Annotated in this window: 21 protein-coding genes; 9 read left to right on the forward strand and 12 right to left on the reverse strand. The window is 40.2% G+C overall.

The genetic code is table 11. The features are described 5' to 3' along the window. Window positions 1-5: 5 nt before the first annotated feature. Window positions 6-419 carry a hypothetical protein gene (locus tag M2419_RS17915; RefSeq protein WP_153844396.1) on the reverse strand — a complete coding sequence of 138 codons (414 nt, stop codon included), beginning with the start codon at window positions 417-419 and terminating at the stop codon, window positions 6-8. A gap of 184 nt (window positions 420-603) precedes the next feature. Here M2419_RS17915 and M2419_RS17920 point away from each other — a divergent pair, with 184 nt between their 5' ends. From M2419_RS17920 to M2419_RS17940, 5 genes are all read left to right on the forward strand, one after another. After that, window positions 604-1,875 carry a hypothetical protein gene (locus tag M2419_RS17920; RefSeq protein ID WP_153844397.1) on the forward strand — a complete coding sequence of 424 codons (1,272 nt, stop codon included), beginning with the start codon at window positions 604-606 and terminating at the stop codon, window positions 1,873-1,875. A gap of 23 nt (window positions 1,876-1,898) precedes the next feature. After that, window positions 1,899-3,590, forward strand: coding sequence for a HEPN domain-containing protein (locus tag M2419_RS17925; protein ID WP_259255485.1), 1,692 nt, complete (start codon window positions 1,899-1,901; stop codon window positions 3,588-3,590). Between the two features lie 96 nt (window positions 3,591-3,686). After that, on the forward strand, window positions 3,687-4,325 hold the full coding sequence (locus tag M2419_RS17930) for a hypothetical protein (protein ID WP_153844399.1): 639 nt from the start codon (window positions 3,687-3,689) through the stop codon (window positions 4,323-4,325). Continuing rightward, window positions 4,322-5,179: a nucleotidyl transferase AbiEii/AbiGii toxin family protein gene (locus M2419_RS17935; protein ID WP_153844400.1), complete on the forward strand. Its 858-nt coding sequence runs from the start codon at window positions 4,322-4,324 to the stop codon at window positions 5,177-5,179. Before M2419_RS17930 ends, M2419_RS17935 begins: the two co-directional genes overlap by 4 nt. A 25-nt stretch (window positions 5,180-5,204) precedes the next feature. Beyond that, window positions 5,205-5,753 carry a YcxB family protein gene (locus M2419_RS17940; RefSeq protein WP_153844401.1) on the forward strand — a complete coding sequence of 183 codons (549 nt, stop codon included), beginning with the start codon at window positions 5,205-5,207 and terminating at the stop codon, window positions 5,751-5,753. Between the two features lie 19 nt (window positions 5,754-5,772). On the opposite strand, the gene M2419_RS17945 is transcribed toward M2419_RS17940, so the two are convergent. Then, on the reverse strand, window positions 5,773-6,411 hold the full coding sequence (locus M2419_RS17945) for an NAD-dependent epimerase/dehydratase family protein (RefSeq protein ID WP_153844402.1): 639 nt from the start codon (window positions 6,409-6,411) through the stop codon (window positions 5,773-5,775). 75 nt (window positions 6,412-6,486) lie between these two features. Further along, a complete protein-coding gene (locus M2419_RS17950; RefSeq protein ID WP_153844403.1) occupies window positions 6,487-8,064 on the reverse strand; it encodes a Na+/H+ antiporter in 1,578 nt (525 codons plus the stop codon). Between the two features lie 173 nt (window positions 8,065-8,237). Here M2419_RS17950 and M2419_RS17955 point away from each other — a divergent pair, with 173 nt between their 5' ends. Together M2419_RS17955 and M2419_RS17960 are read left to right on the forward strand one after the other, a co-directional pair. Further along, entirely contained in the window at window positions 8,238-8,609 is a 372-nt protein-coding gene (locus tag M2419_RS17955) for a hypothetical protein (protein ID WP_153844404.1), read from the forward strand. Between the two features lie 2 nt (window positions 8,610-8,611). Continuing rightward, window positions 8,612-10,027, forward strand: coding sequence for a PLP-dependent aminotransferase family protein (locus tag M2419_RS17960; RefSeq protein WP_153844405.1), 1,416 nt, complete (start codon window positions 8,612-8,614; stop codon window positions 10,025-10,027). A 240-nt stretch (window positions 10,028-10,267) separates the two neighbouring features. Here the strand turns inward: M2419_RS17960 and M2419_RS17965 are convergent, their stop codons facing one another. The 7 genes from M2419_RS17965 to M2419_RS17995 form a co-directional block, all read right to left on the reverse strand. Continuing rightward, window positions 10,268-11,911 (reverse strand): PepSY domain-containing protein, encoded by a 1,644-nt coding sequence (locus M2419_RS17965; RefSeq protein ID WP_159727482.1) that lies wholly within the window; start codon window positions 11,909-11,911, stop codon window positions 10,268-10,270. 6 nt (window positions 11,912-11,917) lie between these two features. Next, window positions 11,918-12,196 carry a hypothetical protein gene (locus tag M2419_RS17970; protein WP_120335131.1) on the reverse strand — a complete coding sequence of 93 codons (279 nt, stop codon included), beginning with the start codon at window positions 12,194-12,196 and terminating at the stop codon, window positions 11,918-11,920. Between the two features lie 10 nt (window positions 12,197-12,206). After that, the gene (locus tag M2419_RS17975) at window positions 12,207-12,539 is read right to left on the reverse strand and encodes a hypothetical protein (RefSeq protein ID WP_153844407.1); all 333 of its coding nucleotides are present in this window, start codon (window positions 12,537-12,539) and stop codon (window positions 12,207-12,209) included. A 29-nt stretch (window positions 12,540-12,568) separates the two neighbouring features. Next, window positions 12,569-14,986, reverse strand: a complete 2,418-nt coding sequence (locus tag M2419_RS17980; RefSeq protein WP_182330635.1) for a TonB-dependent receptor — start codon at window positions 14,984-14,986, stop codon at window positions 12,569-12,571. A 126-nt stretch (window positions 14,987-15,112) separates the two neighbouring features. After that, a complete protein-coding gene (locus tag M2419_RS17985) occupies window positions 15,113-15,829 on the reverse strand; it encodes a DUF4198 domain-containing protein (protein WP_153844409.1) in 717 nt (238 codons plus the stop codon). A 386-nt stretch (window positions 15,830-16,215) separates the two neighbouring features. Continuing rightward, window positions 16,216-17,028 carry an MBL fold metallo-hydrolase gene (locus M2419_RS17990; protein WP_153844410.1) on the reverse strand — a complete coding sequence of 271 codons (813 nt, stop codon included), beginning with the start codon at window positions 17,026-17,028 and terminating at the stop codon, window positions 16,216-16,218. 76 nt (window positions 17,029-17,104) lie between these two features. Next, on the reverse strand, window positions 17,105-18,532 hold the full coding sequence (locus M2419_RS17995) for an L-serine ammonia-lyase (protein WP_153844411.1): 1,428 nt from the start codon (window positions 18,530-18,532) through the stop codon (window positions 17,105-17,107). A 215-nt stretch (window positions 18,533-18,747) separates the two neighbouring features. Here M2419_RS17995 and M2419_RS18000 point away from each other — a divergent pair, with 215 nt between their 5' ends. After that, entirely contained in the window at window positions 18,748-20,295 is a 1,548-nt protein-coding gene (locus M2419_RS18000) for a glycoside hydrolase family 10 protein (RefSeq protein WP_259255487.1), read from the forward strand. Window positions 20,296-20,387: 92 nt separating this feature from the next. On the opposite strand, the gene M2419_RS18005 is transcribed toward M2419_RS18000, so the two are convergent. Both M2419_RS18005 and M2419_RS18010 read right to left on the reverse strand, forming a co-directional pair. Next, window positions 20,388-22,094, reverse strand: a complete 1,707-nt coding sequence (locus M2419_RS18005; RefSeq protein WP_153844413.1) for a glycoside hydrolase family 3 protein — start codon at window positions 22,092-22,094, stop codon at window positions 20,388-20,390. Window positions 22,095-22,409: 315 nt separating this feature from the next. Beyond that, window positions 22,410-22,952 (reverse strand): TetR/AcrR family transcriptional regulator, encoded by a 543-nt coding sequence (locus M2419_RS18010; RefSeq protein WP_153844414.1) that lies wholly within the window; start codon window positions 22,950-22,952, stop codon window positions 22,410-22,412. A gap of 218 nt (window positions 22,953-23,170) precedes the next feature. On the opposite strand from M2419_RS18010, the gene M2419_RS18015 reads away from it, so the two are divergent. Next, the gene (locus tag M2419_RS18015; protein WP_153844415.1) at window positions 23,171-25,909 is read left to right on the forward strand and encodes an outer membrane beta-barrel protein; all 2,739 of its coding nucleotides are present in this window, start codon (window positions 23,171-23,173) and stop codon (window positions 25,907-25,909) included. Window positions 25,910-25,940: the final 31 nt, after the last annotated feature.

Here is a 25,940-nt window from a genome sequence, read left to right on the forward strand (position 1 = left end):
ATTTACTAATTCTTTAAGGATTCGATCTCCCGCTCCAATGAAGACAATAATCTCTCCAAAGACATAATTGTCTTCTCTTGAGATTTTATCGTGATATTTTGTGAGGCTATAACCTGTCTCAAACTATTGATTACAGAGTTCGTAATTCCCTCCAATTCGGGAGTTAAATAAGTTTCCTCTTCTTCTTTTAATACGAGATTAGGCTTTAGCATATCGCCTTCACCTTTTAGTAACCACTCGGAAGAATATTGCGGATATTTTTCAACAAGATTTATTAGCCATTTAGATTGTATATCAGTTCCATTGGCAAGCGCACGAGTAAAAACCCCTTTACTGGCCCCTATTGTAGCTTCAAAAGCTGAAACACTCATCCCCTCCCTATCCGCAACAATCTTAATTCTCTTCAAAACAGAACTCATTACCGAAAATTTTAATATAAAATATTTGTTTTACCGAAAAATAGTTCTTAATTTAGTGTCAACGAAGACAATTATAAACCACTTTACAAACCAAAAAATTTATGAAACCAACAAGGCTTTAGATCAGTGCACAGATCGGTATATGCCCAAGTAGCAGTTTCATCAACTAAAAAAATATAATCTGATGAAAAATACGCAAAAGAAACTAAAAGCGAAACATTTTCGCTATTTAACCCAAGAATACATCGATGATCCGATGAAATATCTTATAGAGTTCTTTGAAAGCGAAACATCCATACCTGACTGGTTAGCAGACCTAAATATGCTAATCAATGCAGCTTCAAACGCAAAGATGAACCCACCGCGTTCCTCTATCGGATATCTTACCAAAAAATTAATTGAACAGGTAGAATTGGCATATGTCATTTTTAGGAAATGTAAACTAAAAACAATAGAACAGCCGTTGAAGTTCAGCAAACTTGTTTCAGACCACTGGAGTCAGCTATTAGCAACAGACTCATCGGCACGTAATATTGACACAGCAGCAGATAGCATTAGTCGATTCTTTTCCTATCAGTCTTTGCAAAAATGGTACGACATTCTTGATGATTTATGGATAAGTTTAGGAGACAGAGATAACGGCTTTTTAGGCAATAACGGTCATGAAATTGTTGCTGTAAAAGAATTCTTACTGCGTCTAGCGGCTTCTCTCGGAAAGATCTATGAAAATAAAATACTTCCAGACTATGTTAAAGAAAATCAAGAAGACATTGCAGATGAGCAGCGCCAAACCCAGCAATCTTTGGACGAAACAGAAGACGAAATACTTCACCCAAAAAAACGTATCATATCGCCCGAATGGCTTGCTTCCCAATCTTATTCCATCTCAGCATTAAAAGATTTTTTTGATAGAGACGATCTAAATGGCTGGCGAGAAGATATCCGATATTGGTACCAAACGGTCATCGACGAAAAAGAATTCTGGTCTGCTGATCATGAAAACAGTAAATTTTCGGGGGCAAATCTACTCTTTAACTATGCTTGCCTTTACGCCTTATTGGAGATGTTATCCAATAAATCTGAGGAATCCTCTAATCTACCAATCGGTATGGACAATTCATTTTCGATATTGCCCGAATGCCAATCAGTTTTGATTAGGCATGCAAAAGAGGAGATTATACTTTATTATGTATCGAATGAAGAACTAGACAATCCTTTGTCAGCACTATTGGCAACAGTTAAAACATACGATCAACAAGAATGGAATGAAATCTTGTATGAATGGATCAACTATGGCCTCGCCAAAAACCGATATACCGGCGCCTATTCAGATTACGGTACACGAATTTACCAGACTATGATCAAAATAATAGAACTCGCCTATTTACCAGCTTTTTCTGAAGAGATAGAATCTCTCAATCAAAAACAAACAGCTCTTCTAGAAACAGAAATATAAAGCCCATTTATTCAATCCATATTATGAACACCGATATTAACCCTATTATCGAAGCAATACTTCGTGCTGTTGCCGTCGATGAAATTTACCAATGGACTTTTGACCACGATGGTAAAAAGTATCAGATGTTACAGGTCAATCTTACGTCAAATGCCGGAATTCGATTTTCCGATGCAAACAGTCTGATAAACAAAACCGTTGGTTCCTATCCCAATGTGTATATCAATGTGAACTTCACGCATGAAATACAACAAAAATTGAATCAAGGTTTAGGCCGGGCCTATCTTATTTGCCAACCTGAAAACCGTATTTATCAGAATCCTATGCAAGATATCCCCCTTGTCTTACAAAATAATAAAAGTGATGAAGTCATCGAAAAAACACGGACATATATCAATAAGGAAAAGGGCAAGATTCGATCTTTTATAGATGGCTACAATTTCTATTTCGAGCATAAAAATTATGCACATGCAGCATTCATGCTACACCAAGCTTTAGAACTTGCATTTCGAACAGCAGAAAATATCCTTGTCGTTGAGGATAAAAAGTCCCATTCCCTAAAAAACCATATAAACTATCTCAAAGCTTTCGACGATCGCCTCGGCACACTAACAGATAACATGGAAAACAAACAAGCTTTGGAGAAAATCAACAAGGCTTACATTGACTATCGATATCACTTTGACTATTTTATCGATGAAGATGTATTAGAAACAGCCTATCAAATTGCTATCAATACATTAAACTGGATCTACGATTATTCCAATCTTTTGTTCGAAGAAATTAAGTCAAAACTTAACCCAGTCCCAGCTGCTAACAACGAAGTTGAAAATTGCAAAAATAACAATGAAATATACAAACAAAGCTATTGTAACGCCAATTATCGAGACCTCATTTTAAACGTTATAGAGCGCTATTGCACTCCTGCGCTGATAGTATGTTTCGGTTATGATTCTGATCATCACAAATATCAGAATGCGCTCCAAAAAGCCAAAAATGATTGTATCACGCATACTTACTATATTTTTGTCGCTTATGATACTTTAAACGCCGAGCTAAATAATCTACCCCAGCTCATTACGGATTTGCTCCCCAACAATGTATCGCTTACGCTGGCCCTTGAAAACTCAGCCGCTTTCAGCAAACAGCTTTTAAAGGGTCATCCTTTTTTTCTTTCGCTCCTAAAAGCCGGTGACATCTGGTTTCAAAATCCATCAATAGCAAATATCGATCTGGAAAGTATCGTTGCCCCACAGCTTAATTTGGATTATGTACATCAACAGTGGAAGACGCGCTATAATAATGCGCACACATTATATTTACCCTACGAGGAAGATAGGTCGTCAATAAGCATCGAGGCCACATATTATATGCTATCGCAAGCGTTGGAGCAGGCTTGTCTCGGGGTAATCAATTCCGTCATCCAATACAAACCACAACGTGTCAACCTGACTTTTCTGATGACACTCTGCAAATTGATAGTCCCTGATGCCTACGCAACATTTTGCCTAGATCATGAGGATCATCTTTACGCCTTTAAAAACATTACGGAAGCACAGCAGGAATTTAGGTATAATGTAAATTACAAAGCGAATCCGCTAACCTTCCCAAGATTACAGGAACTCACCAAAACGTTTATCGAAAAATGTAACAATGAGATGGAAATCTATTTTGAGAAAATTTCCAGCCAACAGCTGCTCGAACAAGTTGAATAGAAAGCATATTACAAAGTAACAAAGCCAATTACAATTATGTCAAATAATTTGCAAATAATCGGAATAATTCCGATTATTATATAAATATTTAACAAAATGGATATTAAACAGGCTTTAGAAAATTACGCAGAAACACCTATTACGCGACAAATAGCCTTGTCCATTCTTAAGGATTACAAGCGCCCCAACGACAAAATAAATGAGCTTGTGAAATCGGGAATATTGACAGCAGTGAAGCGAGGATTTTATATACCTGGCCCCAAAAGTAAAATCTTAGGTCCAGAGTTATTTTTAATAGCAAACCATCTATGGGGCCCCAGTTATATATCTATGGAATCTGCTCTTTCTTATTGGGGCTATATTCCTGAAAAAGTGTATGAAATTAGTTCAATTACCCTAAAAGCGACAAAGGTTTTTAATCCAAAAATTGGTAGGTTTAGTTTCGCTCACGTTGGCCTCCCTTATTATTCCTTTGGCCAAAAGACGGCACAACTCACCCCAAAACAATCTATAATAATCGGTTCACCCGAAAAGGCATTATGTGACAAAATCATTACCACTTCTGGAATACTTCTCCGAAGCACAAATCAAGTAATAGATTTTTTAATAGAAGATATGAGGATAGACGAAGAAAAACTCAAAGAACTCAATCTTTCAGAAATAGCGTCATGGATTCCTGATGCGCCGAAAAAAAACAGTTTAGAAATGTTAATCAAAACTCTCTACAACTTATGATAAAAGAATGGCTCAAAGAATATAATCCGCAGAATCAACAACAAACCTTTGACGCAATCCGGGAGATTATGCAAGAGGTTGCATTAGCAGGACTTCAAAGATCTGGTTTTTTCGAAAAGGCTGCATTTTATGGCGGAACAGCACTTCGCATTTTTTACCAATTGGATAGGTACTCCGAGGACCTTGATTTTTCACTTTTATCAATAGACCCCAATTTTTCTTTTGAACCCTATTTTGAGGCAATTACAAATGAGTTTAAAGCGTTGGGAATGACAATCAGCATAAATGAAAAAAAGAAAACTGTTACCTCCTCCGTAGAATCTGCCTTTCTGAAATCTGACACCGTCTGGAAAGAATTAGTATTAGAAGAAGTCATTCCTCAGGTGGGCCTGGGAAATATGCCTGTCATTAAGATAAAAATAGAAGTCGACAAAAAACCTCCATTAGGTTTTGAAACAGAAGATAAATTACTACTTCGTCCATTCTCTTTTTATATTAAATGCTTTACTCTGCCAAGCTTATTTGCGGGTAAAATGCACGCATTATTGTTTAGAAAATGGAAAAATAGAGTGAAGGGAAGAGATTGGTATGATTTGGAATGGTACATAAAAAAAGGTGTTTCTTTGGATATTAATCACTTCCTATTACGTGCCCAAGACACAAATGATTGGAAAAAATCTACAATATCAAAAGAAGATATACTAGATCTCCTCAAGATCAAAATAAATACAGTGAATATGAATAGTGTGAAAGAAGATATCGTAAGGTTTATTCCCGATCATACTGCTCTCGACATTTGGAATCAGGAGTATTTTTCAAAATTAATTCAATACCTCAAGTTCGACAGGGCCTAATCCAAAAAATTAATATTTTTATCTTATGAAAGAACTGAAACTAACACTTTCCGAACAGGATCAATTGGAAGCCATACTTTTTAGCATGTCCAAATCTCCACAGATCATTAAAGCCCGTAAGAATGCACGCTTACTTTTCTTGTTGTTGATGCTGATCCTCGCAGTTCCCTTCTTTTATTATGAAAAATTTCTGGCAATTCTAATTATCCTTGTCGGCCTACTCGCGTTCCTGTTTTTTCAAAAATACCTGGGAATATACTATAAAAAATACGGCACCAGATATGTCAGGAGCCAAGAGTTCAAAAACCGCATCGGCCTTGTCCATACCATCACTTTTGAAGATGATCATCTGGAAATCAAAAGTGATCAAATGGAAGCTAAATATCAATTCAACCAATTTGAATATATAACGGAAACGTCCTCGGCTTTTTTTATAAAATTAAAAATGGCTGACCAATTATTTTTTCCAAAAAATCAACTATCAGATATCGCTGAATTCAAAGTTTTCCTGCAGCAGCTTTGTCAGCGTCTTCAAATAGACTATCGGGAGGAACTAAACTGGCAATGGGCATAGCCATAAAATCCCGAGCGCTTTAAGCCAAAGCGCGAATATCTTTAATCTCCAATATATTATTAACACCATCTCTTTCCACAGCATGTATCATTGCCCTTCCGACCTCATGCAAGGATAGTACTGCCGAAGGGGCAAAAAACTTGATGATTTTGGCCACAAAAGCAAAGGGATTGGCATGCTTTTGCCCTGCAACAGTCGTCATTGCCCCCGGTCTAAAGTTATACTCCTTTTTGAACGGTAATTTGGCCAGATCATTCTCTGTCTTACCCTTAACCCTAGCCCACATCACCTTGCCTTGCTCCGTGCTATCGGTGCTTCCGCCGGACACATAAATAAAACTGATCTCCGGATTAATTTCCAGCAGGGACTTTGCAAAAGCTAGTGTCGTATCATAAGTAATATAACGGTACTTGTCTTCTTTCATTCCCACAGAACTTACACCTGCACAGTAAAAGCAGGCATCATACCCTGCAATCGCATCTCTAAATAGCGAAAGTTTAGTAAAGTCGTCCACCAAAAGTTCCTTCAATTTAGGATGTTGAATAGCCGCGGTACGACGCGAAATGCTCAGCACAGCTGTTACCTTTTCGTTTTGGAGGCATTCTAGCAAAACACCTTCGCCAACCATTCCGGTGGCTCCTGTTATGATTACTTTCATATTTTATCGTCGCTCCTTCGGAGCATTTAGTTATACAAGTATTATTCTCGTCGGTCGTTTTACACAACCAAATGGCTAAATCCGTCGCAATCGCTCTTCTTCCAAGTCTAGTTGATATAACTGCGAACGAACAATACCCTCATCAATGGTCGACTCACAGTTTAGCTTCTGAAGATATTCCCGTTGCACATCCAAAAGCTCCATAAATATCACTTTCGTTTTTTCGTTCATCCAGGAATCATCTGCCGCATTCACCTTTTCCTCCCAATGTTTCAAAATACGGTCCATAACATCGCGATTGTGCAGCTCTTTCTCATGTTTATCTTTTAGAAATTGGTAAACATGATGTTTTAACCCTTGCTTCATGCGAGTACGAACCTGCTCTTCGGGCTCTTCTTCAAAAGTTTCAAATAGTTTGGTCCTTTTGATCAAGTAGGGTAAGGTAAGCCCTTGTATCAAGAGCGTGGATAAGATCACTACAAAGGTGATAAATAAGATCAGGTTTCGCTGCGGAACAGCCACACCGTTCATAACAACAGGAATGGACAATGCTGCTGCCAGTGATACAACCCCGCGCATGCCGGTCCAGCCCAACAAAAGGGGCATTAGAAAACGCTGTTTAGGGGACCTTGACCTTGGAGCGACAGCAGGGCGGAAAATTAGGGTAGCAATCATAGCCACATACGAGCTGATGATACGGGCAAGGATCAATACTGCCGTTACCAAAAGACCGTACCCTATAGCTTCCCGCAGTGAAGTTCCATTGGATCGCAGACCGTCAACAATCTCCGGAAGATCCAATCCAATAATAAAAAATACAATACCATTTAAGATAAATACAAAACTCTCCCAAACACTCAGACCCCGCACCCGGCTCGTACTATTGAGAAATGTCAACCGCTGACCGGACATCAAAAGACCTCCAGCAACAACAGCCAACACACCTGAACTATGGAATTGCTCCGCAATCCAATACATAAAGTAGGGTTCAATCAAGGTAAGTGCAATATCCGACGGTGCATCTGTCGGCAGGCGTTTGTGCGCCTGTATAAAGAACCAACCCAATAACAGGCCAATACCCACACCACCGACAAGCATCCAGATAAAGGATACCGCAGCTTGTCCCCATACAAATTGCCCTGTCCCAACGGCAATAAGGGCAAAACGTACAATGATCAAGGAAGAAGCATCATTTAATAGGCTTTCGCCTTCCAAGATAGCAGAAGTGGCTTTGGGAACTTTCACAAATTTCATAATCGCCCCTGTACTGACAGCATCCGGCGGTGACACAATGCCCCCCAATAGAAAACCCAGCGCTAGTGTAAACCCCGGTATATAATAATTGGCAACCACCGCAACGGAAAGTGCGGTAAAGAATACAACCAAGAAGGCAAAACTCCCTATAATACGCCACCATTTCTTCATCTCCTTAAACGAAATAGACCAAGAGGCCTCGCAGAGTAGTGGTGGTAGAAAAATGAGGAAGATGACATCCGGATCAATTGTCACTACGGGCAAAGTGGGAATAAAACTGATCAATAGCCCCGCCAGAACCAAGAGAATGGGATAGGCTATCCGTAGTTTGGTGGCCCACATTTCGATCAATACGATGATCGCGATCATCGCGATAAATAACGGAAACAAGCTATGCATACGAGTTCATAATTTATGGATCCAGAGATATCCTTTTCCTAGTGTAAAGATCTCAAATGGAAATTAAAAAAACTCATGGTCATCTTATTTTTTTCTGTACCCTTATTTTAACAGCAGTCTGTACCTAAACAGCATCCTGTACCCTTCTTAAATTAGCAAAAAGATTTATTCTTATGGCGACAACTGCAAATCAACCGTATCTGATCAGACAAGTGGATCTTTCTGATTTAGCGCTTATCAAAGAAATACTCAACAAAAAACAACTGGATACAGACTCGATAGGCATGCCTTTTATGGCACTCGATCAATGTAATCAATTAACAGCTTTTTCGTCCGTAACAATCTGCAAAAAAAATCTGTTATCGATCGAAATTACCTACGAAGCGCCTATTTCGGACACGCTCTCCAAAGTATTCACGGAAAAAGTACAATCCTTCTTCGAGCACCAGTTGATTGACCTATTTGGTTCGGAAGAATTGCTCAGAAAAGGAATCCATCGATATAACAACTGGTTAAATCAAAACAGAAACAGTAAATTAGCATAAGGATGGAGCAGCAACTGTTATATAAGAAAATAGCGAATATTGTAGAGAATCAGATCAAAAATGGCTCTTTGGTCTATGGAGATCGTTTGCCCTCTGTCCGGAGCGCTCAGAAGCTATACAATGTAAGTTTAAATACAGCAAAAAGTGCCTATATGGAATTAGAGAGCAGATCTCTAATTGAATCGCGACCAAAATCAGGCTATTTCGTTAGCCGGTCGGGACTTCGTCGGATGGCTATTCCGTCTATTTCCACGTTTAAAATCGACGAAAAGAAACAAGATCCTGCAGCATTGATCGATAAAGTTTTCCACTCTCTGGAAGACAAGGAAATTACACGCTTTTCACTGGGTTTACCCAGCGCATCATTACTTCCGATTCAGAAACTCAATAGATGCATTATAGAGTCGGTTCATGAACTGCATGATTACGGTGATCAATACGGACAGGTACAGGGAAGTCCAAGCTTGCGGAAAGAAATTGCCAAATGGTCATTGGTACTTGAAGGAAAAATAAGTGACGAGGATCTTATTATCACGTCGGGCGCCATGAATGCGATCTACAGCTGCCTTCGCGCAGTAACTAAGCCTGGCGATACCATCGCGGTGGAAAGCCCTCTTTATTTTGGTTTTATTCAGGCCTTTCAACTACTGGGGCTCAAAACCATCGAGATTCCGACCCACCCTATTACGGGAATTGAATTAGATGCCCTGAAAAAAGTTATTCATAAAATTGATGTCTGTTGCTTCGTTACCAACTTTAGCAATCCATTGGGCGCGCTAATGCCTGAAGAACACAAGAAAGAGCTTGTCAAACTGCTCGCCCATCACCATATTCCATTGATTGAAGACGATCTGTATGGAAACATCTATTTTGGTTCGTCACGGCCCAAGCCATGCAAATATTTTGATGAAGAGGGACTGGTGATGTGGTGTGGATCATTTACCAAAGTATTGGCGCCAAGTTTTCGGCTCGGATGGGTTGAGCCCGGACAATACAAGGATAAGATCCTAAAACAAAAACTCATACAGACGATTTCGCAGCCTGCAATTTATCAAGAGGCGGTTTCCAAATTCTTACAGATCGGCAGGTACGACCATCACCTCAATAGCTTCAGAAAAAAACTGTACAGCAATTATGTCAATTTCAGAAACAGTATTGAGGCCCATTTTCCGGAAAACACAAAAATGTCACAGCCTGAGGGTGGGTTTGTACTTTGGCTAGAATTGGATGCTAAAATTGATTCAACGATGCTCTACGATTATGCCCTAAGGCAAAAGTTGAGTTTTGCTCCAGGAAGGATGTTTACACAGCACGATCAGTTTAAGAATTGTATTCGGCTCAACTATGCCGTGGACTGGAACGAAAAGACGGCACAGGATCTGATGCGCCTTGGGCGATTTTTCAAAGCCGTACGCTAAGAAAGCCGTACTCCAAATAAATCAATCCCAGTCTATTTCATCAACATCATCGGCCTGAATGGGAGGAGAAATATCATTGGGACCTTCTTTGGAAAAATTACCACTTTTCCATCAAGGATCAACATGGCATCAAAGATTTTTCCTAAGCCTTACCCTATAAACGTTCCAAGGGCACCTTGTGAGCGCCCTTGGAATTAAAAAACGAAGTGTACTTACTTCGCAGAGAGAAAAGAATCTTTGTTAACGAATAGTCTCAAAGAATTTTTTAGTCTTGTTATAGGCGATTATACCGATGATACCGATCATAAGCCATAAAAAGTCTACGACAAAAATATCACGCTGTCCATTGCGAAATGTATCCCAGATCCAGTTGCCGGTTATAAAACCATTGACAAGTGGAATAAAAAATGCCAAGATGCTTCCAACCAGCAATGTTTCGCGATTGGTGCGTCGAATGCTTCTCCGTATAATATAATACAGTGAAAGTACAAGCCAGCTGTAAAAATACACGCGGTATATCAAGTCCTGATTAACCTCTGGACTCAATTTAATGGCAATGAAAGTCAGCGCTGTAACAGGTAGCATGGTCAGACATATTGCTGTGAATATATTTGCCGCCCAGAAATTGAATTTCCGTTTTCGTGGAATTACATTGTTTTTGTCACGTGCTACCAACCAGATCAATATACCTGAGATAATGACCAAACAGCCCATGACACCTAAAATAAAGTATACCATCTTAAGCGGATAGCCACCATAATCACCATAATGCAGACGGTATAAAAGACTGCGGACACCATCGGCATAGGTAGCATCACTGATCGGGGATTTTTCGGCCACAATTTTATTGTCGATAGCTCTCACAGACAATATACCCGATCCAGCAAAGCTCTTGTTAAACTGCGGCTCCAGCTCCATGACAACATGCATATTGGAATCTGCATAGTTTTTGATCGTAATGCGCTGAAACTCGGATTCAGGCCATTTATATTTTGCCAGATCCAAAAATGGAGCAATCTTAATGTCTGCCTTTAAAGGTTTGTAGGTATAAGGAAAATCGGTCTCGGCACTAACCCCCATCTCCTGATACATTTTTTGTTGATCACCGTCATACAACAACTTGCTCAGCGGCAAAGCCAGGACAGAATTAATGATCAAAAACGTGCCTGTTACCGCAAAGATAAATTGAAACGGAAAACCAATAACACCTAATGCCGTATGCATGTCGGTCCATACCGTTTTCCATTTACTGAACGGTCGGAACACGAAGAAATTTGAGACGATCTTGTCCCAATGCAGCAATAGTCCTGTAATAAGAGCAAATAGGAAAATAAAAGCGGTAATTCCAGCAATAAGATAACCAAAGGGAGCTATACCTACCCTAATGGGTACCTGATTGAGCTGAGCCATGAAGTGTAAGCGGAACAGAAATTCGCCCATATCGTAATTCTGAGTATAGTCACCTGACTTCTTATTTGCAAAATTATAGGTAAAGTTCTTTGAATCATCATCTCCACCTCTTCTGCGGCCCTTCTGTTTTGCTGCTTTCTGTTCTGGAGTTACCTTTGCTAGATTTTCTTTGTTGAGGATGCTATCGTTAGATGCGCTCAAGCCCACATAGGCTGAGGTTCCTTCCCGGTGCATATAAAACGTGATATCGCGTCCATGCAAATTTGTTTGTCCTTTGAGCGAATCGAGCAAACGATCAAAGTTTTGGTGATCTTCGCGATAGGTCTTATAGGACGTATTATTCTGCCAGGCAGCGATTTCATTCCTAAAAAATGCAAATGATCCCGCAAAAAATATCACATAAAGGATAGCGCAAATAATAATGCCACTAATGGTATGCGTATTGAAATAGATATTATAATTTCGGTTATTCATGGTCAATTACATTTTGAAAAAATAAGGCAGCGAAAAAACTGCAGCCAAGAGTAAATATAGCCCCCATATTTTCCATCCGTTTTTTGCAAGGAAAGCAAACAGTAAGAGTACTGCCCATAGGAGATAGCCCGTGAAGCAAGCCGTGACAACAACATCCTTTTTCTCAAAAATATGTGTGACCAAGACGTGGAAAGAGATCATGACAACATAACCACCGATAAATCCGGCTGTAATTTTCAGGAATCGCTGAAAGGGCGTACTGAGGTATTTTTTATTAGCAGGCATATTTTATCGGTTAGGAAATCAATAATTCAACACAAAGGCTAAATACATACAATCCCACAATTGGGTATAATTTGAAATAGCGATAAGGATTCAATAGGACCACAAGACACATCATGCACATGAAATAGGCAAAAAAAGCAAAAAAGCCCGCGCCAAATCCTTGCATATAGAGAACAGTGCCAAATGGAAAGAGCAGCAGCAACATGCTCAAAGTGCGCACAAACTTAGTTTGTGCGCACAGCTTTTCCAGCCATTGTGGCCTAGGGCCAAATTTCACCTTTTTGCTCGTGTTGTAAAAAAGGTATGCTCCAAAGAGTATAACGACTAGTAATGTACTATACATCGATTCTATAATTTATCGAGATCGTTTATTTAAAACTTATAGGTAACCCCCATACGGAAATTACGTCTAGCTTCTACGATATAAGAATAATAATCCACACCTCCTAACTTCTGAACAGCCGCACTCGCTTTGGAGATAGATCCGGCAGTCAACAATTTCCGATTGTCCAAAAGATTATTGATCACAACAGAAATGCTATATTTTCCTTTTTGATAACTAATACCCGCGTCCGTACGGAGATAATTTTTAAAATTACTCTCTTTTGTTGTTCCTACGGCACGGTCAAACATTCCCTGAACACTCCCCATAAAGCCAAGCCCACGAGCCTTTCCATCCTGAATACGATAGGAAACAAATGCGTTAGCAGTATGTTTTGCAGTATTAGGCGTGATATTACCTATATTTTCTTCTTTAGTATCTTTTGAGATCTTAGAATCTGTCAATGCATAATTTGCATTAACATTTAACCCCCTAATAATTTCACCGGTGACATCGAATTCGATACCTTTACTTCTAGTCTCTCCCAATTGGGTCTGGAAAGATACACCATTAACAACATGGCTAGGATCGGGGTCAGCTACCAGCGCATTTTTACGCGCAATGGTATAGGCACTTAATGTGGAGATCCATTTTCCACCCATCCACTCTTTCTTAACACCCGCTTCTAAATCATTTCCACGGATCGGTTTGAAAGTATTTCCTTCCCAATCCGTACCAGCAACAGGAACAAACGATTGATCAAATAATCCATACACACTCATGGACTTGTCGATTGAATAGCTTAAACCTACCCGCGGGGTAAATGCTTTATCAGTTCTGTCTGCGGCAGCCGTTTTACCTATCGTCTCATTAATTGTATATCGTAAGCCAAGAGATAAACGTAATTTCTCTTCCAAGAATGCCAACTCATCATGTGCATAGAATGACATGTAGTTTGTCGAAGTCACATAGTTGCTTCCTCCTGCGCGCACCTTTACACTCTGTGAACGATCCAACGTTGGGAATACACTTCCTGGGATACCATATTTAGGATCATAGACATTAAGCGGAGCCGAAGGAATGGAATCTAAGATTGTTCTAAAATCACCCCAAAATTTCTTGTTACCATAATCTGCGCCCACTAAAATCCGATGACGAACGCTTCCAGTATATTCCTCCCCATTTAAAGAAACCTGACCGAAGCTGTTTTCACCATGCTCGTCGCCGATACTATAATAACGTGGCATATCGCCATTGGCTTTCATATAATTCAACCAGGTACTCGTCGCTTGCATATCAAAATTAAAATAGGCCATCTGAGCATGCAGTTTCCAGTTTTCATTCAACTTGTGGTCCAAGTAGATATAAGCACTATGGTCTCTTAGCTTACCAGGTTCCATGGAAGGGTCACCGTAGAAGAAATCATTCGAGATACCTGGATCTGCAAATCCCTTTGGAGAAAAGGTATAATTACCATTGGATAGATAAGAAGATCCTTGGTAGGTATATTCAAATGTTAAACTCGTCAAAGAATCCACTTTGTAGGTCACAACTGGTGCTATGACAAGCCGATTACTGTAATTATATTTTGTAAAAAAGTCTTTTTGTTGACCAGCTACATTCAGACGGTAAAGTAGCTTTCCATCTTTCCGCAATTTACCATCTAAATCAAGAGCAGCACGATACGTACTAAAACTACCTGTATTCAGCGTCACAGATCCCTTGGTATTTCCTGTCGGTTTTTTAGTCACAACATTATAGAACCCTCCTGGTTCGCCATTGGCTAACATAAATCCAGCAGGCCCCTTTACAAACTCGATCCGCTCGATCATACTCGCATCTTCGGCTGTAGGCCCCCAAGAAGCTTCAATATTCATCCCGTTACGGAATGCCGGGATTTTTGAGCCACGCATACGGATATTCGCATACTGGTTGTCCCAATGGCCCTGACGTGTAGCACCACTAACATTACGCGTAATACCGTCAACAATATCGAACACCTGTTGATCGGCCATTAAATCAGAAGAAATAACCTGTATATTTTGAGGCAACTCTAAGATTGGTGTTTTAAGACGTAACGATCCGGAGATACTGTCAAACTTATAATGCTCATAGTATTTACCATAAACCGCAACTTCGTCGATAGCTTGCGATTGGTCTTTTAAGATGATGGGGCCAAGGTTTGTCGTCTCATCTTTTACGTTCACTTCCATCGTGTGCTTGCCGTAACCGATCGCTTTAATCTCGATATGATAGGTTTTGGATGAAAGCTTATGAAAAGCGAAATGCCCCTCACTATCTGTGCTGGTGGTCACACCCGTATTGGTTAATTTTACTGTCGCCCCTGTGATCGGTTCAGATTTTTCATTGATAAGAATTCCTTCAATTATTTTGTTCGTCTGTGCCTGTGCAACAGAAAAAACCGAACTAATCATAGGAATAGCCAGAAAGGATAAAGTTTTATTCATGAATGTAGTATGGTAGATGTTTTTTATAGTAGATATTTCTTAGATATTCTTTTTTTGCAAGGATCCATTGGTGTTTCCATCGTTTCAGATGGACCCTTTATTATTTTGTCTGCGCTGTATCTGCAGTTATTTGATGGTAATGAAAGTTGTACTTCCCTGCCATGCCGAAGCATAGGGTTTTCCTTCATGTTCACCTGCTGTCTCAGCAAACGTACTTGCTTCCAAAACGTATGGACCTGACCAGATTGCATCAAATTTCAGTATGCCATTCTCGTCCGCAACAAACTCTTTCCCCCAACCAGTAGCCGAAAAAACAGAAACTTTGGCATGGGGAACAGTTTTACCCAAACTGGTAATCTTTGCCTGTAAACTTTGGCCTTTTTTTGCGTTGGTGGCACCAAGCAACTCAATCTGCAATGGATTTTTTACGCCTTTATAATCAAGTGTTGCAGACTTTCCTACGACAACAGGTACTAAGGAAGAAAATTCATACTTCGTTTTGCCGCCGAGATCTTTAGGTGCTTTAACAATAGATAGGAAATAGGTTCCTGCTGCTGTAGGTTGAAATGAACCGCTAAAGTGATCGCCTTTATTCGTCAACTGAAGCTTGACGGGTTCCTTTCCCGGGGCATGCAACATTAATGAGAAGTCCTTCACGTCGGAATACCATTTGTCGACCTGATCTCTTTCATTCGTTGCAAACTCACCGTAATATACCTTGACTTCATGGGATTGGTTTAACGTCCCATAAGAAGATGATTCAATCCAAAGGGCATGTGCATGACCGGTATGACTACACAGTAATACCGCAAGAAATGTAAAAAATGAAATTAAAATTTTCATAATATGTTGATTGATGTTTAGTTTTCTTCAACTTATTATGGGAGAATTTGCTGGTTTAAGCGAGCTCTACAACGAATAAACAATAAAATTCGTTATCTTGCAAGTTCTTCCATATCGTATATCGGGAGTAACTGACACAGCGTGCTGTTTCAGTCATCTACATCCAGTTGCCGCTGTGTGTAGATTTACGCCATGTGATAGATTGCCGTCTATTACATGGTGTTTTTGTTTCTTTTTGTCCAAATAAGCACACAAGGTGTTATTTAGACTGATTAAAAACAAAGCAAATATAACAGGAAATCTTTTTAAATCAACTAATTTTTTTATTTTACAGTATTCTTACGCTTTAACTGAAGAAATACAGCGAACAAAAAGTGCGTTTTACGCTAGGAAGAGAGTGCGGAAGGGATTGAAAAGGATGTTACAGGATTCTCTAGCACAAGTTTCAGGTCGAATAATTCCGTTTCCTGGTAACGTGTCGCTACATGAAGCTGGATACGTTCGCAGTGTGGTTCGAAAGTCTGCTGAACCAGATCGACCGTATTATTTTCGCCGGAGAGGTGAGTTAGAATAAGATGTTTAAGGCGATCTGTTTTATAGGCGTTAAACAGTTCGACGGCAACACGATTTGAAAGGTGTCCCCAACCACTGCTGATCCGATTTTTCAGAAAATACGAATAGCGTCCTGTACGCAACATCTCCTCATCATAATTTGATTCCAGGAGCAATACATCCGAATGTTGAATAACATGCTGCACATTTTCGCAAGGTCGCCCAATATCTGTAAGTACACCAATATTGTATGTTCCATCTGAAACAAGGAAACTACAGGGTTCTTTGGCATCGTGATATTTGGGAATACCGTAAACTTTGAGCCCTCCGATTTCAACGACTTCATCGTGACTTATGATATGAACCAAATGAGCTGGCAAATGCAATCGGGTACCATCGTAACTCCCCTTGGTGATATAAACCGGTAGATTATATTTTTTGGCAAATACTGATAGGCCTCTGATATGATCAGAATGTTCATGGGTAATGAAAATTGCTTTGATCTGAGTCGGTAAAAGCCCCAGATTGTACATCCGAAGGTGTATATGTTTGCTGTTGATTCCAGCATCTATCAAAATAGCCGAATCATCTTTAGCGACATAATAACAGTTTCCATTACTTCCGGAGGCGATTGCACAATATTTCATTCGTTTACGCTATTTATAAGAATATATCTATTTTACCGCGGCAAAGATACGAAAAACAAGAAAACTCAGACAGTCATTAACATTCCGGCAAACTCAATGGAATATTGACGGCAAGTCCACCGTCTGCTGTTTCTTTATATTTAGCATTCATATCCAAAGCGGTCTCCCACATAGTTTTAACCACAGTATCCAGGCTCACTTTTGCCTTATCTGGGTTCGATTGCAGTGCTAATTGCGCAGCAGTAATTGCCTTAATGGCTCCCATTGTATTACGCTCAATACAAGGAATCTGAACCAACCCACCAATTGGATCACATGTTAATCCAAGATGATGTTCCATCGCTATCTCGGCAGCCATCAGAACCTGGCGCTGCGATCCACCCAACACTTCTGTCAGCGCACCGGCAGCCATCGCTGATGAAACGCCAATTTCTGCCTGACAGCCACCCATTGCAGCAGAGATCGTTGCATTTTTCTTAAATATTGAACCGATTTCAGATGCCGTAAGAATAAATTGGATAATTCTATTCTCACGCATACCGTCGTGGAAAGTAATATAATATTGCAATACAGCCGGGATAACGCCCGAAGCTCCATTGGTAGGCGCTGTAACCACACGTCCGAAAGAGGCGTTCTCCTCATTTACGGCAAGTGCAAAACAACTTACCCAATCAAGAATATATTGAAAGTTTTGGCCGCCCTCACGAATGGCCGCTACCCAGGACTCATAATCTTGATAACTGCGTCCCTGCATTAATTTCTTATTTAGCTTGGCTGCTCTACGTTCAACGTTTAGCCCCCCAGGCAATGTCCCTCCGGTGTGACAGCCCCGGTAAATACATTCATGGATTGTATTATAAATATTCAATACACCTGCTACGGTTTCACTTTCTTCACGCCATGCACATTCATTTTCAAGGACCAGCTCGGAGATTTTCAGCCCCGTTTTCATCGTCCAATGCAAGAGTTCGTGTGCAGTATCGACAGGGAATGGAAGATCTACTTCAGACAGGACACTTTCCGTATCATTTTCCTGCACCACAAAACCGCCACCTATAGAATAATAAGTTTCGGTAATTGCCTTTCCATTTGATAGGAAGGCCTGAAAGGTAACGGCATTGGGATGGAAAGGCAAGCTTTCGGCATATAAAAACAATAAATCTTCCTGGTAGGAAAATGGGATCATTCGTTCGCCAGCGACTTCGAGTTCGCCGACAGCCTTGATATGCTCGACTTTGGGTGTCACTCTATTGACATCAAAGGTGACCGGATCATCTCCACTTAGCCCCAGTAGAACGGCAATATCAGTACCGTGCCCGGCACCGGTTTTGGCCAAAGAACCATATAGCAGAATTTTGACTTGTTCGACTTCATGTAATAGGCCTTTTGACTTGAGCACAGCGGTAAATTGCTGGGCAGCGCGCCAAGGTCCTAAGGTATGCGAACTCGAGGGGCCGATACCAATCTTAAACATGTCAAAAACGGATATTTGTTCTTTGCTCATAATCTTTTTTATTGCGGTTAGCTGATCAAGCCATTGCTTTTGTGAAAACCGCATCTAAATTAGCACAAATAAAGTACAATGTTACCTGTATTTGCATTATTATCAATTTGAAAACCAAGCTCAGGTTCTTTTAACAAGTATCCAACAAACATCTTACATTTTTTAGGGAAAAAGTAAGAAATGCTTCCCTATCTTTGTTGGCTATAATTTATAGAATGACGGAAAAAACATATTTATATTCTTTTTTTACCATTGTTATCTGTTTATTTTCGATTAGAACGTATTCCCAACAACTACCTAAGCGGGAGTTTCGTGGAGTGTGGGTTGCAACCATAGGTAATATAGACTGGCCCTCTGTCAAAGCGGGCAATAATGTCGCACTGCAAAAACAGGAGTTTATTGATTTACTGGACCAGCACCGCAGCGCGGGGCTGAATGCAATTATTTTGCAGGTGCGTCCTGCTGCCGATGCTTTCTATGCAAAGGGCAGAGAACCCTGGAGTAGATACCTGACCGGAAAACAAGGCCTGCCTCCGTCACCATTTTATGACCCCCTGGAATTTGCGATCACCGAGGCACACAAAAGAGGCATGGAACTACATGCCTGGTTCAATCCGTATCGTGCTTCGACAACATTAAATCCGGCCCATTTTTCGGATGACCATATTACCAAGCGCCACCCAGAATGGTTCTTCACCTATGCTGGCAAGAAGCTTTTCAACCCAGGTATTCCGGAAGTTCGTAAATATATTATTGATGTGATAATGGATGTGGTCAAAAACTACGATGTAGATGGTATTCATTTCGATGATTATTTTTACCCCTATCCTGATAGCAGAAATACACCGGTACCGGATCAGATTACCTTTGGTCAATATAACAACGGGATCGAGAAAATTGACGACTGGCGACGCAACAATGTCAACGTACTGGTACACGATCTTGGTGTTGCCATCAAAAAGATAAAACCTTATGTAAAATATGGCATTAGCCCCTGTGGCGTATGGGACAACAAAGAAAATAATACCGCTGGCTCAGATACCCGTGGTCTGAGTGCTTACCGGGAACTATATGCTGATGGTGTAAAATGGATGCAGGAAGGTTGGATAGACTACATCAATCCCCAGATCTACTTTCCTTTCAAAAATCGCGCTGCAGCATATGAGATCTTAGTTGACTGGTGGCAGAAACACACCTATGGCCGTCACTTTTATGTGGGGCATGGGGCTTATCGTGTTACAGAAAATAAAATCGGCTGGACAGACCGCAGTCAAATTCCCAGACAGGTACGCCACTTAAGAGAGGAGCACGATGTGGAGGGAAGTATTTATTTCAGTTCCAAATCACTCACGGACAATCTTGTTGGACTGCAGGATTCCATGCGAAATGATCTGTATCGCACACCAGCTCTCCCCCCCACAATGCCGTGGCTAGATAGTATCCCACCCAATGCCCCTTTCGGTCTTCTGGTTAAAAATTCGGCCAATGCTAAAATGAACACCTTATTTTGGCAAAAACCAGATGTGGCCACTGATGGGGAGTCTGCTTATGGCTATGTGATCTATCGGTTCAACCTCGATGAAAAAGTGAACATTAAGGATCCTGGAAAAATCATCTTTATCACCTTTGATGGCGATAAGCTTCAATATACCGATGACGATATCAAGCAGCATCAACAGTATAAATATGTCGTTACAGCTATTGATCGCATGAAAAATGAAAGTAAGCCGTCAGATAGCAGGAGTGCTAACGAAGAAATTTAAAGGTTTAAAAAATGCCTCTTCCTAAATGGCTTTGCTAATGCAATGGGACCATTTTCGGAAGAGGCATCCTGTTTGTGTGATTTTATAATACGTTATTTCCCCTGTCCGTATTTAAATTTTTTGTTGATCGTAACTGGAAGTTTTCCTTTCGGCGTATTTTGCCCCAAAATCGTTTTTACTGCTGCTTTCTGCATGAAGGCATCATTTTGATAAGCCAGCAAAATTGTCTTTGCTTTTTTCGTTGCTTCGAAACCATCCAAAGCATAAGCATTGGTAAATAAGGTCAAGATCGATTTTTTTGCAAATTTCTTCATCAAGCCCTGAACATCTTTATTCAATACCATGGTCGGACGCGGACGAAGTCTCGTGTCATGCACAGCGATAATAAATTGTTTATTTTTCTTGATTTCTTTGGTAATACGCTTGATATCATCCTTACTCATGCTGTCTGTGACGAAATACTGTGTTTTATTGGTCAGCGCACCCGCTAATTCATTCTGAAAAGTCTGATTAGCCGTAATTCCGATATTGATAATAGCAGTAGGTAAATCCTTTTTGAATGATTTTAATTTTTCGGTAGAGTTCAATGCAGTGATCGCTGCATTTGACAGTTCGTCAATGAGCTGAACCGCAGATGCACGATGTAAATCATTGTATAGATTTTGCTGTGCAGTTGCTTGATATTTGTCCAAACCAAGCCATAATTTAGCAGCCAGCACTCTTTTAACACGTGCATCAATATCGGACTGCGCGATACGTCCCTCTTCGATCGCTTTTAATATCAAATCGATCGCACGTTTGCTGTTTTCCGACACTTCAAGTAAATCATGCCCTGCAATGATAGCCTGTACATCGGCCTCTCCATTTGGGAAAAACTTCTTTACACCTTTCATGTCCATGGCGTCAGTGACTGTTAGCCCTTTAAAGCCAAGTTCGTTGCGTAAAAGATCGGTAACGACCTTTTTGGAAATCGAAGATGGCATATTAGGGGTATCATCTAAACTCGGGATGTTCATGTGTGCCACCATGACAGCAGGAGCTCCGGCTTTGATAAGTTCTTTGAACGGATACATTTCCAGGGTATCCAAGCGTTTTTTATCAAAAGGAAGTTGCGGCAGATCATAATGTGAATCCACATCTGTATCTCCATGTCCCGGGAAGTGTTTGATGGAAGCCAATATACCGCCATCCACCATACCGTCCATATACGCTTTTGCTTTCTGGGTTACATTATATTTATTATCACCAAAGGAGCGGATACCGATCACCGGATTTTTAGGGTTATTGTTGATATCCACATCGGGTGCAAAATTGAAATGCATACCTATACGTTGGAAATCTAAGGCCACTTCACGACCCATGCGATAAATCAACTGATTATCTTGAACGGCTCCTAATGTCATCTGATATGGGAACGACAAGGTTGAATCCGGCATACGCATACCTAATCCCCACTCGCCGTCAAAAGTCATCATCAATGGTACCTTTGACAGGGATTGATAGCGATTGAACATGTCGACATGACGTACGGGACCGCCCTGAAAAACAACTAGACCACCCAAATGTTCGTCTTGTATCACCTGAGCGACCGAGTCAATATACTTCTGACCTAGATTTGTATGTGCTCTAACCAAAAATAACTGAGCGACTTTTTCTTTTGGCGTCAAGGTATTGAATACCGCATCTACCCATTCATGCTGAGAGTTGATGTATTTCACAAAATCTTTTTTGTCCTGAGCTTTCAAAAAAGAAATTGTGCCGACTAATGCCAATATTCCCAGACCGAGTTTTTTGAACATAAATTAGTTTGTATAATGTATTTAAAATAGAAATACTAAGAACGTTATTATTTCGGACAATATGAAATTGTTTTTGCAACAATTTCATATAAAAACGCACAAAACAGCATTCCGTTAGGTTACAAAGCAGAAAAATGACGCATACAAATTTGAGGAAGCGATAAAACAGTAAATATGCAAAAGAAGTGATACCTCTTGAAAAACAGCTCTGTGCCAATAATTGTAGCCCACGATAGCCGGTTTGACCAGACAGAAAGAACTTTAGTAAGGAAACGGTTTTTAGAAAAAGTCTATAACTTAGCCTTATAATATAATCTAAATCAGGTTATACTTTTTCTCTAGAAAGAGTGCCAACTCTATGGTATTCTCGAGTTCTCCAATGGCTTCTTTTTTCCACAGAGTATCTATGATCAGCAATAAGAATTCGGTTTCAAATTCAGGACTCTCATAACCCAGCTCTTTAAAAGCACGGTGAATAATGGGTTGAACCGGCTTCATAAATTGTTCGTGCTGCTGTTTGGAAAAAGGGTGATGCGACAAACGCTCCTGCAACCTCCAGAATATGGGTTCTGCACTGACCAGCTTGCCTGGGAGATTGATCATGGTACGCAGGAATTCCTTTGGTTCACGATAGGTCATCATTCCACGGTGATGTGTAAGAACTTTTCGGTAGCCTGATTTAATTAAATAGACCAGTAGTGCATCTTTATTCCCAAAATGTTTAAAGATTAATGCTTCGGAGACCCCTGCATTTTGGGCAATCGTTTTGGTAGAGGTATTTGTATAGCCTTGATCTGAGAAAAGCAACAATGCTTCTTTCATAATACGCTCTTTTCTACTCAAAACACTTTCTTTCATCTTTTATTTTTTTTTATCTATACCCGTATATCACTACATCTCTACACGGTTTTGTTCAGTTGATTTTTAATTCTACTGCAAATATATCTAATCTTTCCATTCACTTGGGGTTATTGTAACTAAAATGATAATAATTCGTAACAAATAGTGCCATATTTTTGGGATATAAAATTATATAACCGTCAACAACACATTAAAACACATTTGTACCTCGACCGATGAAGACCAAACTTTGGACCATTTTGTTCTTTTCTATCTGCTTATTATTGGGGACGAACGCGCAAGCCCAGCAGTATATTACGGGCAAGTTGCTCGATAATACGACTTCGCAGCCTATCAGAGGTGCAAGCATCACCATTATCGCGGTAAAAGATTCCATTAAAGTACAGGTCCCTACAGATATTTTGGGTAGGTTCAGCAGCAGTACACTTCCCAATGGAGATTATCTAGTCAGTACACAGCCGATGGGCTACAGCATGGATCTTCGGCGTGTAAAGCTAATCGGCCAAACAATCGATCTAACGTTTAAACTCACTAATGCCGAGATTGTGCTGGACGAAATTAACATTTCTTCGAGCAGTATACAGGTTAAAGGGGATACACTTGAATTTGACACCAAGAAATATGTCACACAAGATTTTGCAGATGCTGACGAATTGGTGAAACAGATACCTGGTGTTGAAATTGATGAAGATGGCAACCTAAAAGCTCAGGGAGAACCTGTCAATAAGATTATTATTGATGGTAGGGAGTTTTTTAGCACCGATCCAAAGGTTGCCTTAAAAAACCTTCCGGCCGATGTTATTGCTAAAATCCAGATTATCGATGACAAAACCGAGCAGGCCAAATTTAGTGGTTTTGACGACGGAAAACGTATGAAAGTGATCAATATCGTCACCAAGCCTGATAAAAGAAAATCATATTTTGGCAAGCTCTCTGGGGGAGTAGGTCCCGATCAGAAATATGCCATAAATACCCAGGTGACCAAAATGAACCCCAAGCGCCAGTATGCTATCGATATAAATACCAACAACGTCAACCAACCCAATGGTTTTGCTCCACGCGGAAACACAAGAGGACGTACCGGACAAGGGGTGACGACCCGCTTCAACGCCGGGTTCAACTACTTGGATCGTTTTTTCGATGACCGGATGGATTTCAATGCGAATTACACGTACAATTATACGGACAATAATATCCTCAGCCAAAGTAAAACAGAATATACGGCAGGCAACCGGGCCAACCAAATCAACAATCAGGATCAATTAAATAGCACCTACAGCAACAATCATGCATTCTCTATCCGCGCAAACTGGAAGATAGATTCTATTCAAAAACTGGACTTTCAGCCTAATTTTTCCTATCAGAGTAACGACAGGAACAGCAGCTCTAAAGGCAATACGTTATTAAATCTTACAGAGATGCTTAATAGTTCAGATCGTAGAAATAACAGTTTTGGAGAAAATTTCAACTGGGGAGGAGATCTCACTTACATGCGGAGACTCAACAAACCGGGGCGCACGATCAGTTTTAATTTCAATGGTTCATTTAGCAGTAACAAGAGCCATGCAACAAATTTTGCACTAAACTCTTATTATAAAGATGGTGTATTTAACCGCGTCGATACCGTCAACAATAGGAATTACTCCATTGGCGATAATAATGGCTTTCGCTCAAAGGTAGCCTATACCGAGATGCTCGGTAAGTATTCCCGGTTGCAAGGGAATTATACTTTTCGGAATACGGCACGCTATTCGGACCGCAAGACCTATGAATTTCTGGCCGAAACAGGCCAGCTGGGTGAATTAAAAAACCGTCTTTCCAATGAATTCCGTAATGATTTTGTTTACCATAGCGGTGGGATCTCCTACTTATTTAACAAAAAAGACAGTATAAGATTTCAGATTGGCTTAGATTATCAGACGGCTTCACAGGTCAATGATAAATTATTTCCCAATACGCTGACAACAAAAAGCCACTTCAATAGTCTGCTGCCCAATCTAAACTTCCAGTATAATTTCAATAAAGACACGCGGATTGAGTTTCGGTATAATGCAAAGACAAATACCCCTTCTATCGAGCAATTGCAAGATTTTACAGACAATCAAAATCCACTACGCATTAGCTCGGGGAATCCGGATCTTAAGCAAGAATATGACCACAACCTTGTGGTACAATTTAGATCAATCAATAAAGGCTCGGGCAGAAGCTTCACCTCCGACTTTACTGCAGATTTTATTGAACATAAAATCTCCAATACCATTTTCACCACAGATTCAGCCTTTACGATCACCGAGGATGTTGTACTCGGGCCAGGGGGGCAATATATCAGACCCGAAAATTTCAATGGAGTCTATAACCTCAAATGGCAAAATAGCCTTGGATACCGCTTTGAACCATTGAAACTTAATTTCAACCTAAACAATAACCTCTATTTCAACCAGAATTACACCTTATTGAATCTCGAAAAGGTCAATGCGCAAACCTACGGCCTGAGTCAACGCGTCGGCGTCAATACAGCATTCAGTAAAGACGTTATCATTGGATTGGATTATAATGGAAACATTGCCTTCTCCAAGAACTCAGCAAGCGAGAAATCGAATTATTCGGTCTATAAACATACCATTGGCAATTCCATTGCATTGACCTTGTTAAAAACATGGACACTCAATTCAACGTTCAACTACCTATACAATGGCAGCATTCTGAATTCAGCAAGTACAACAAGTTTGTTATGGAATGTCTCTATCGGCAAGAAATTGTTCAAACGTAGGAATGCCGAAATCAATCTCACGGTATTTGATATTTTTAACGACAATAAAAATATCAATCAGCAGGTAAACGATCTTTGGGTACGTGTATCCCAATCAAATGCAATAACACGCTACGCGATATTAAGTTTCACCTATCATATTCGTGGGCTTGGCGGAAAATCGGGCATGAAAAATCGTCGTTAGCCACAGTGCCCTTGACGTCAATCCACGTGGA

It is taken from the genome of Sphingobacterium sp. BIGb0116, assembly GCF_024808035.1.
In the GTDB taxonomy this organism is placed as follows: domain Bacteria; phylum Bacteroidota; class Bacteroidia; order Sphingobacteriales; family Sphingobacteriaceae; genus Sphingobacterium; species Sphingobacterium paramultivorum.

Bases quoted from the DNA above. Each gene is read 5' to 3' on its own strand.
- M2419_RS17915 (WP_153844396.1), bottom strand. From the start codon at position 419: ATGAGTTCTGTTTTGAAGAGAATTAAGATTGTTGCGGATAGGGAGGGG.
- M2419_RS17920 (WP_153844397.1), top strand. From the start codon at position 604: ATGAAAAATACGCAAAAGAAACTAAAAGCGAAACATTTTCGCTATTTA.
- M2419_RS17925 (WP_259255485.1), top strand. From the start codon at position 1,899: ATGAACACCGATATTAACCCTATTATCGAAGCAATACTTCGTGCTGTT.
- M2419_RS17930 (WP_153844399.1), top strand. From the start codon at position 3,687: ATGGATATTAAACAGGCTTTAGAAAATTACGCAGAAACACCTATTACG.
- M2419_RS17935 (WP_153844400.1), top strand. From the start codon at position 4,322: ATGATAAAAGAATGGCTCAAAGAATATAATCCGCAGAATCAACAACAA.
- M2419_RS17940 (WP_153844401.1), top strand. From the start codon at position 5,205: ATGAAAGAACTGAAACTAACACTTTCCGAACAGGATCAATTGGAAGCC.
- M2419_RS17945 (WP_153844402.1), bottom strand. From the start codon at position 6,411: ATGAAAGTAATCATAACAGGAGCCACCGGAATGGTTGGCGAAGGTGTT.
- M2419_RS17950 (WP_153844403.1), bottom strand. From the start codon at position 8,064: ATGCATAGCTTGTTTCCGTTATTTATCGCGATGATCGCGATCATCGTA.
- M2419_RS17955 (WP_153844404.1), top strand. From the start codon at position 8,238: ATGGCGACAACTGCAAATCAACCGTATCTGATCAGACAAGTGGATCTT.
- M2419_RS17960 (WP_153844405.1), top strand. From the start codon at position 8,612: ATGGAGCAGCAACTGTTATATAAGAAAATAGCGAATATTGTAGAGAAT.
- M2419_RS17965 (WP_159727482.1), bottom strand. From the start codon at position 11,911: ATGAATAACCGAAATTATAATATCTATTTCAATACGCATACCATTAGT.
- M2419_RS17970 (WP_120335131.1), bottom strand. From the start codon at position 12,196: ATGCCTGCTAATAAAAAATACCTCAGTACGCCCTTTCAGCGATTCCTG.
- M2419_RS17975 (WP_153844407.1), bottom strand. From the start codon at position 12,539: ATGTATAGTACATTACTAGTCGTTATACTCTTTGGAGCATACCTTTTT.
- M2419_RS17980 (WP_182330635.1), bottom strand. From the start codon at position 14,986: ATGAATAAAACTTTATCCTTTCTGGCTATTCCTATGATTAGTTCGGTT.
- M2419_RS17985 (WP_153844409.1), bottom strand. From the start codon at position 15,829: ATGAAAATTTTAATTTCATTTTTTACATTTCTTGCGGTATTACTGTGT.
- M2419_RS17990 (WP_153844410.1), bottom strand. From the start codon at position 17,028: ATGAAATATTGTGCAATCGCCTCCGGAAGTAATGGAAACTGTTATTAT.
- M2419_RS17995 (WP_153844411.1), bottom strand. From the start codon at position 18,532: ATGAGCAAAGAACAAATATCCGTTTTTGACATGTTTAAGATTGGTATC.
- M2419_RS18000 (WP_259255487.1), top strand. From the start codon at position 18,748: ATGACGGAAAAAACATATTTATATTCTTTTTTTACCATTGTTATCTGT.
- M2419_RS18005 (WP_153844413.1), bottom strand. From the start codon at position 22,094: ATGTTCAAAAAACTCGGTCTGGGAATATTGGCATTAGTCGGCACAATT.
- M2419_RS18010 (WP_153844414.1), bottom strand. From the start codon at position 22,952: ATGAAAGAAAGTGTTTTGAGTAGAAAAGAGCGTATTATGAAAGAAGCA.
- M2419_RS18015 (WP_153844415.1), top strand. From the start codon at position 23,171: ATGAAGACCAAACTTTGGACCATTTTGTTCTTTTCTATCTGCTTATTA.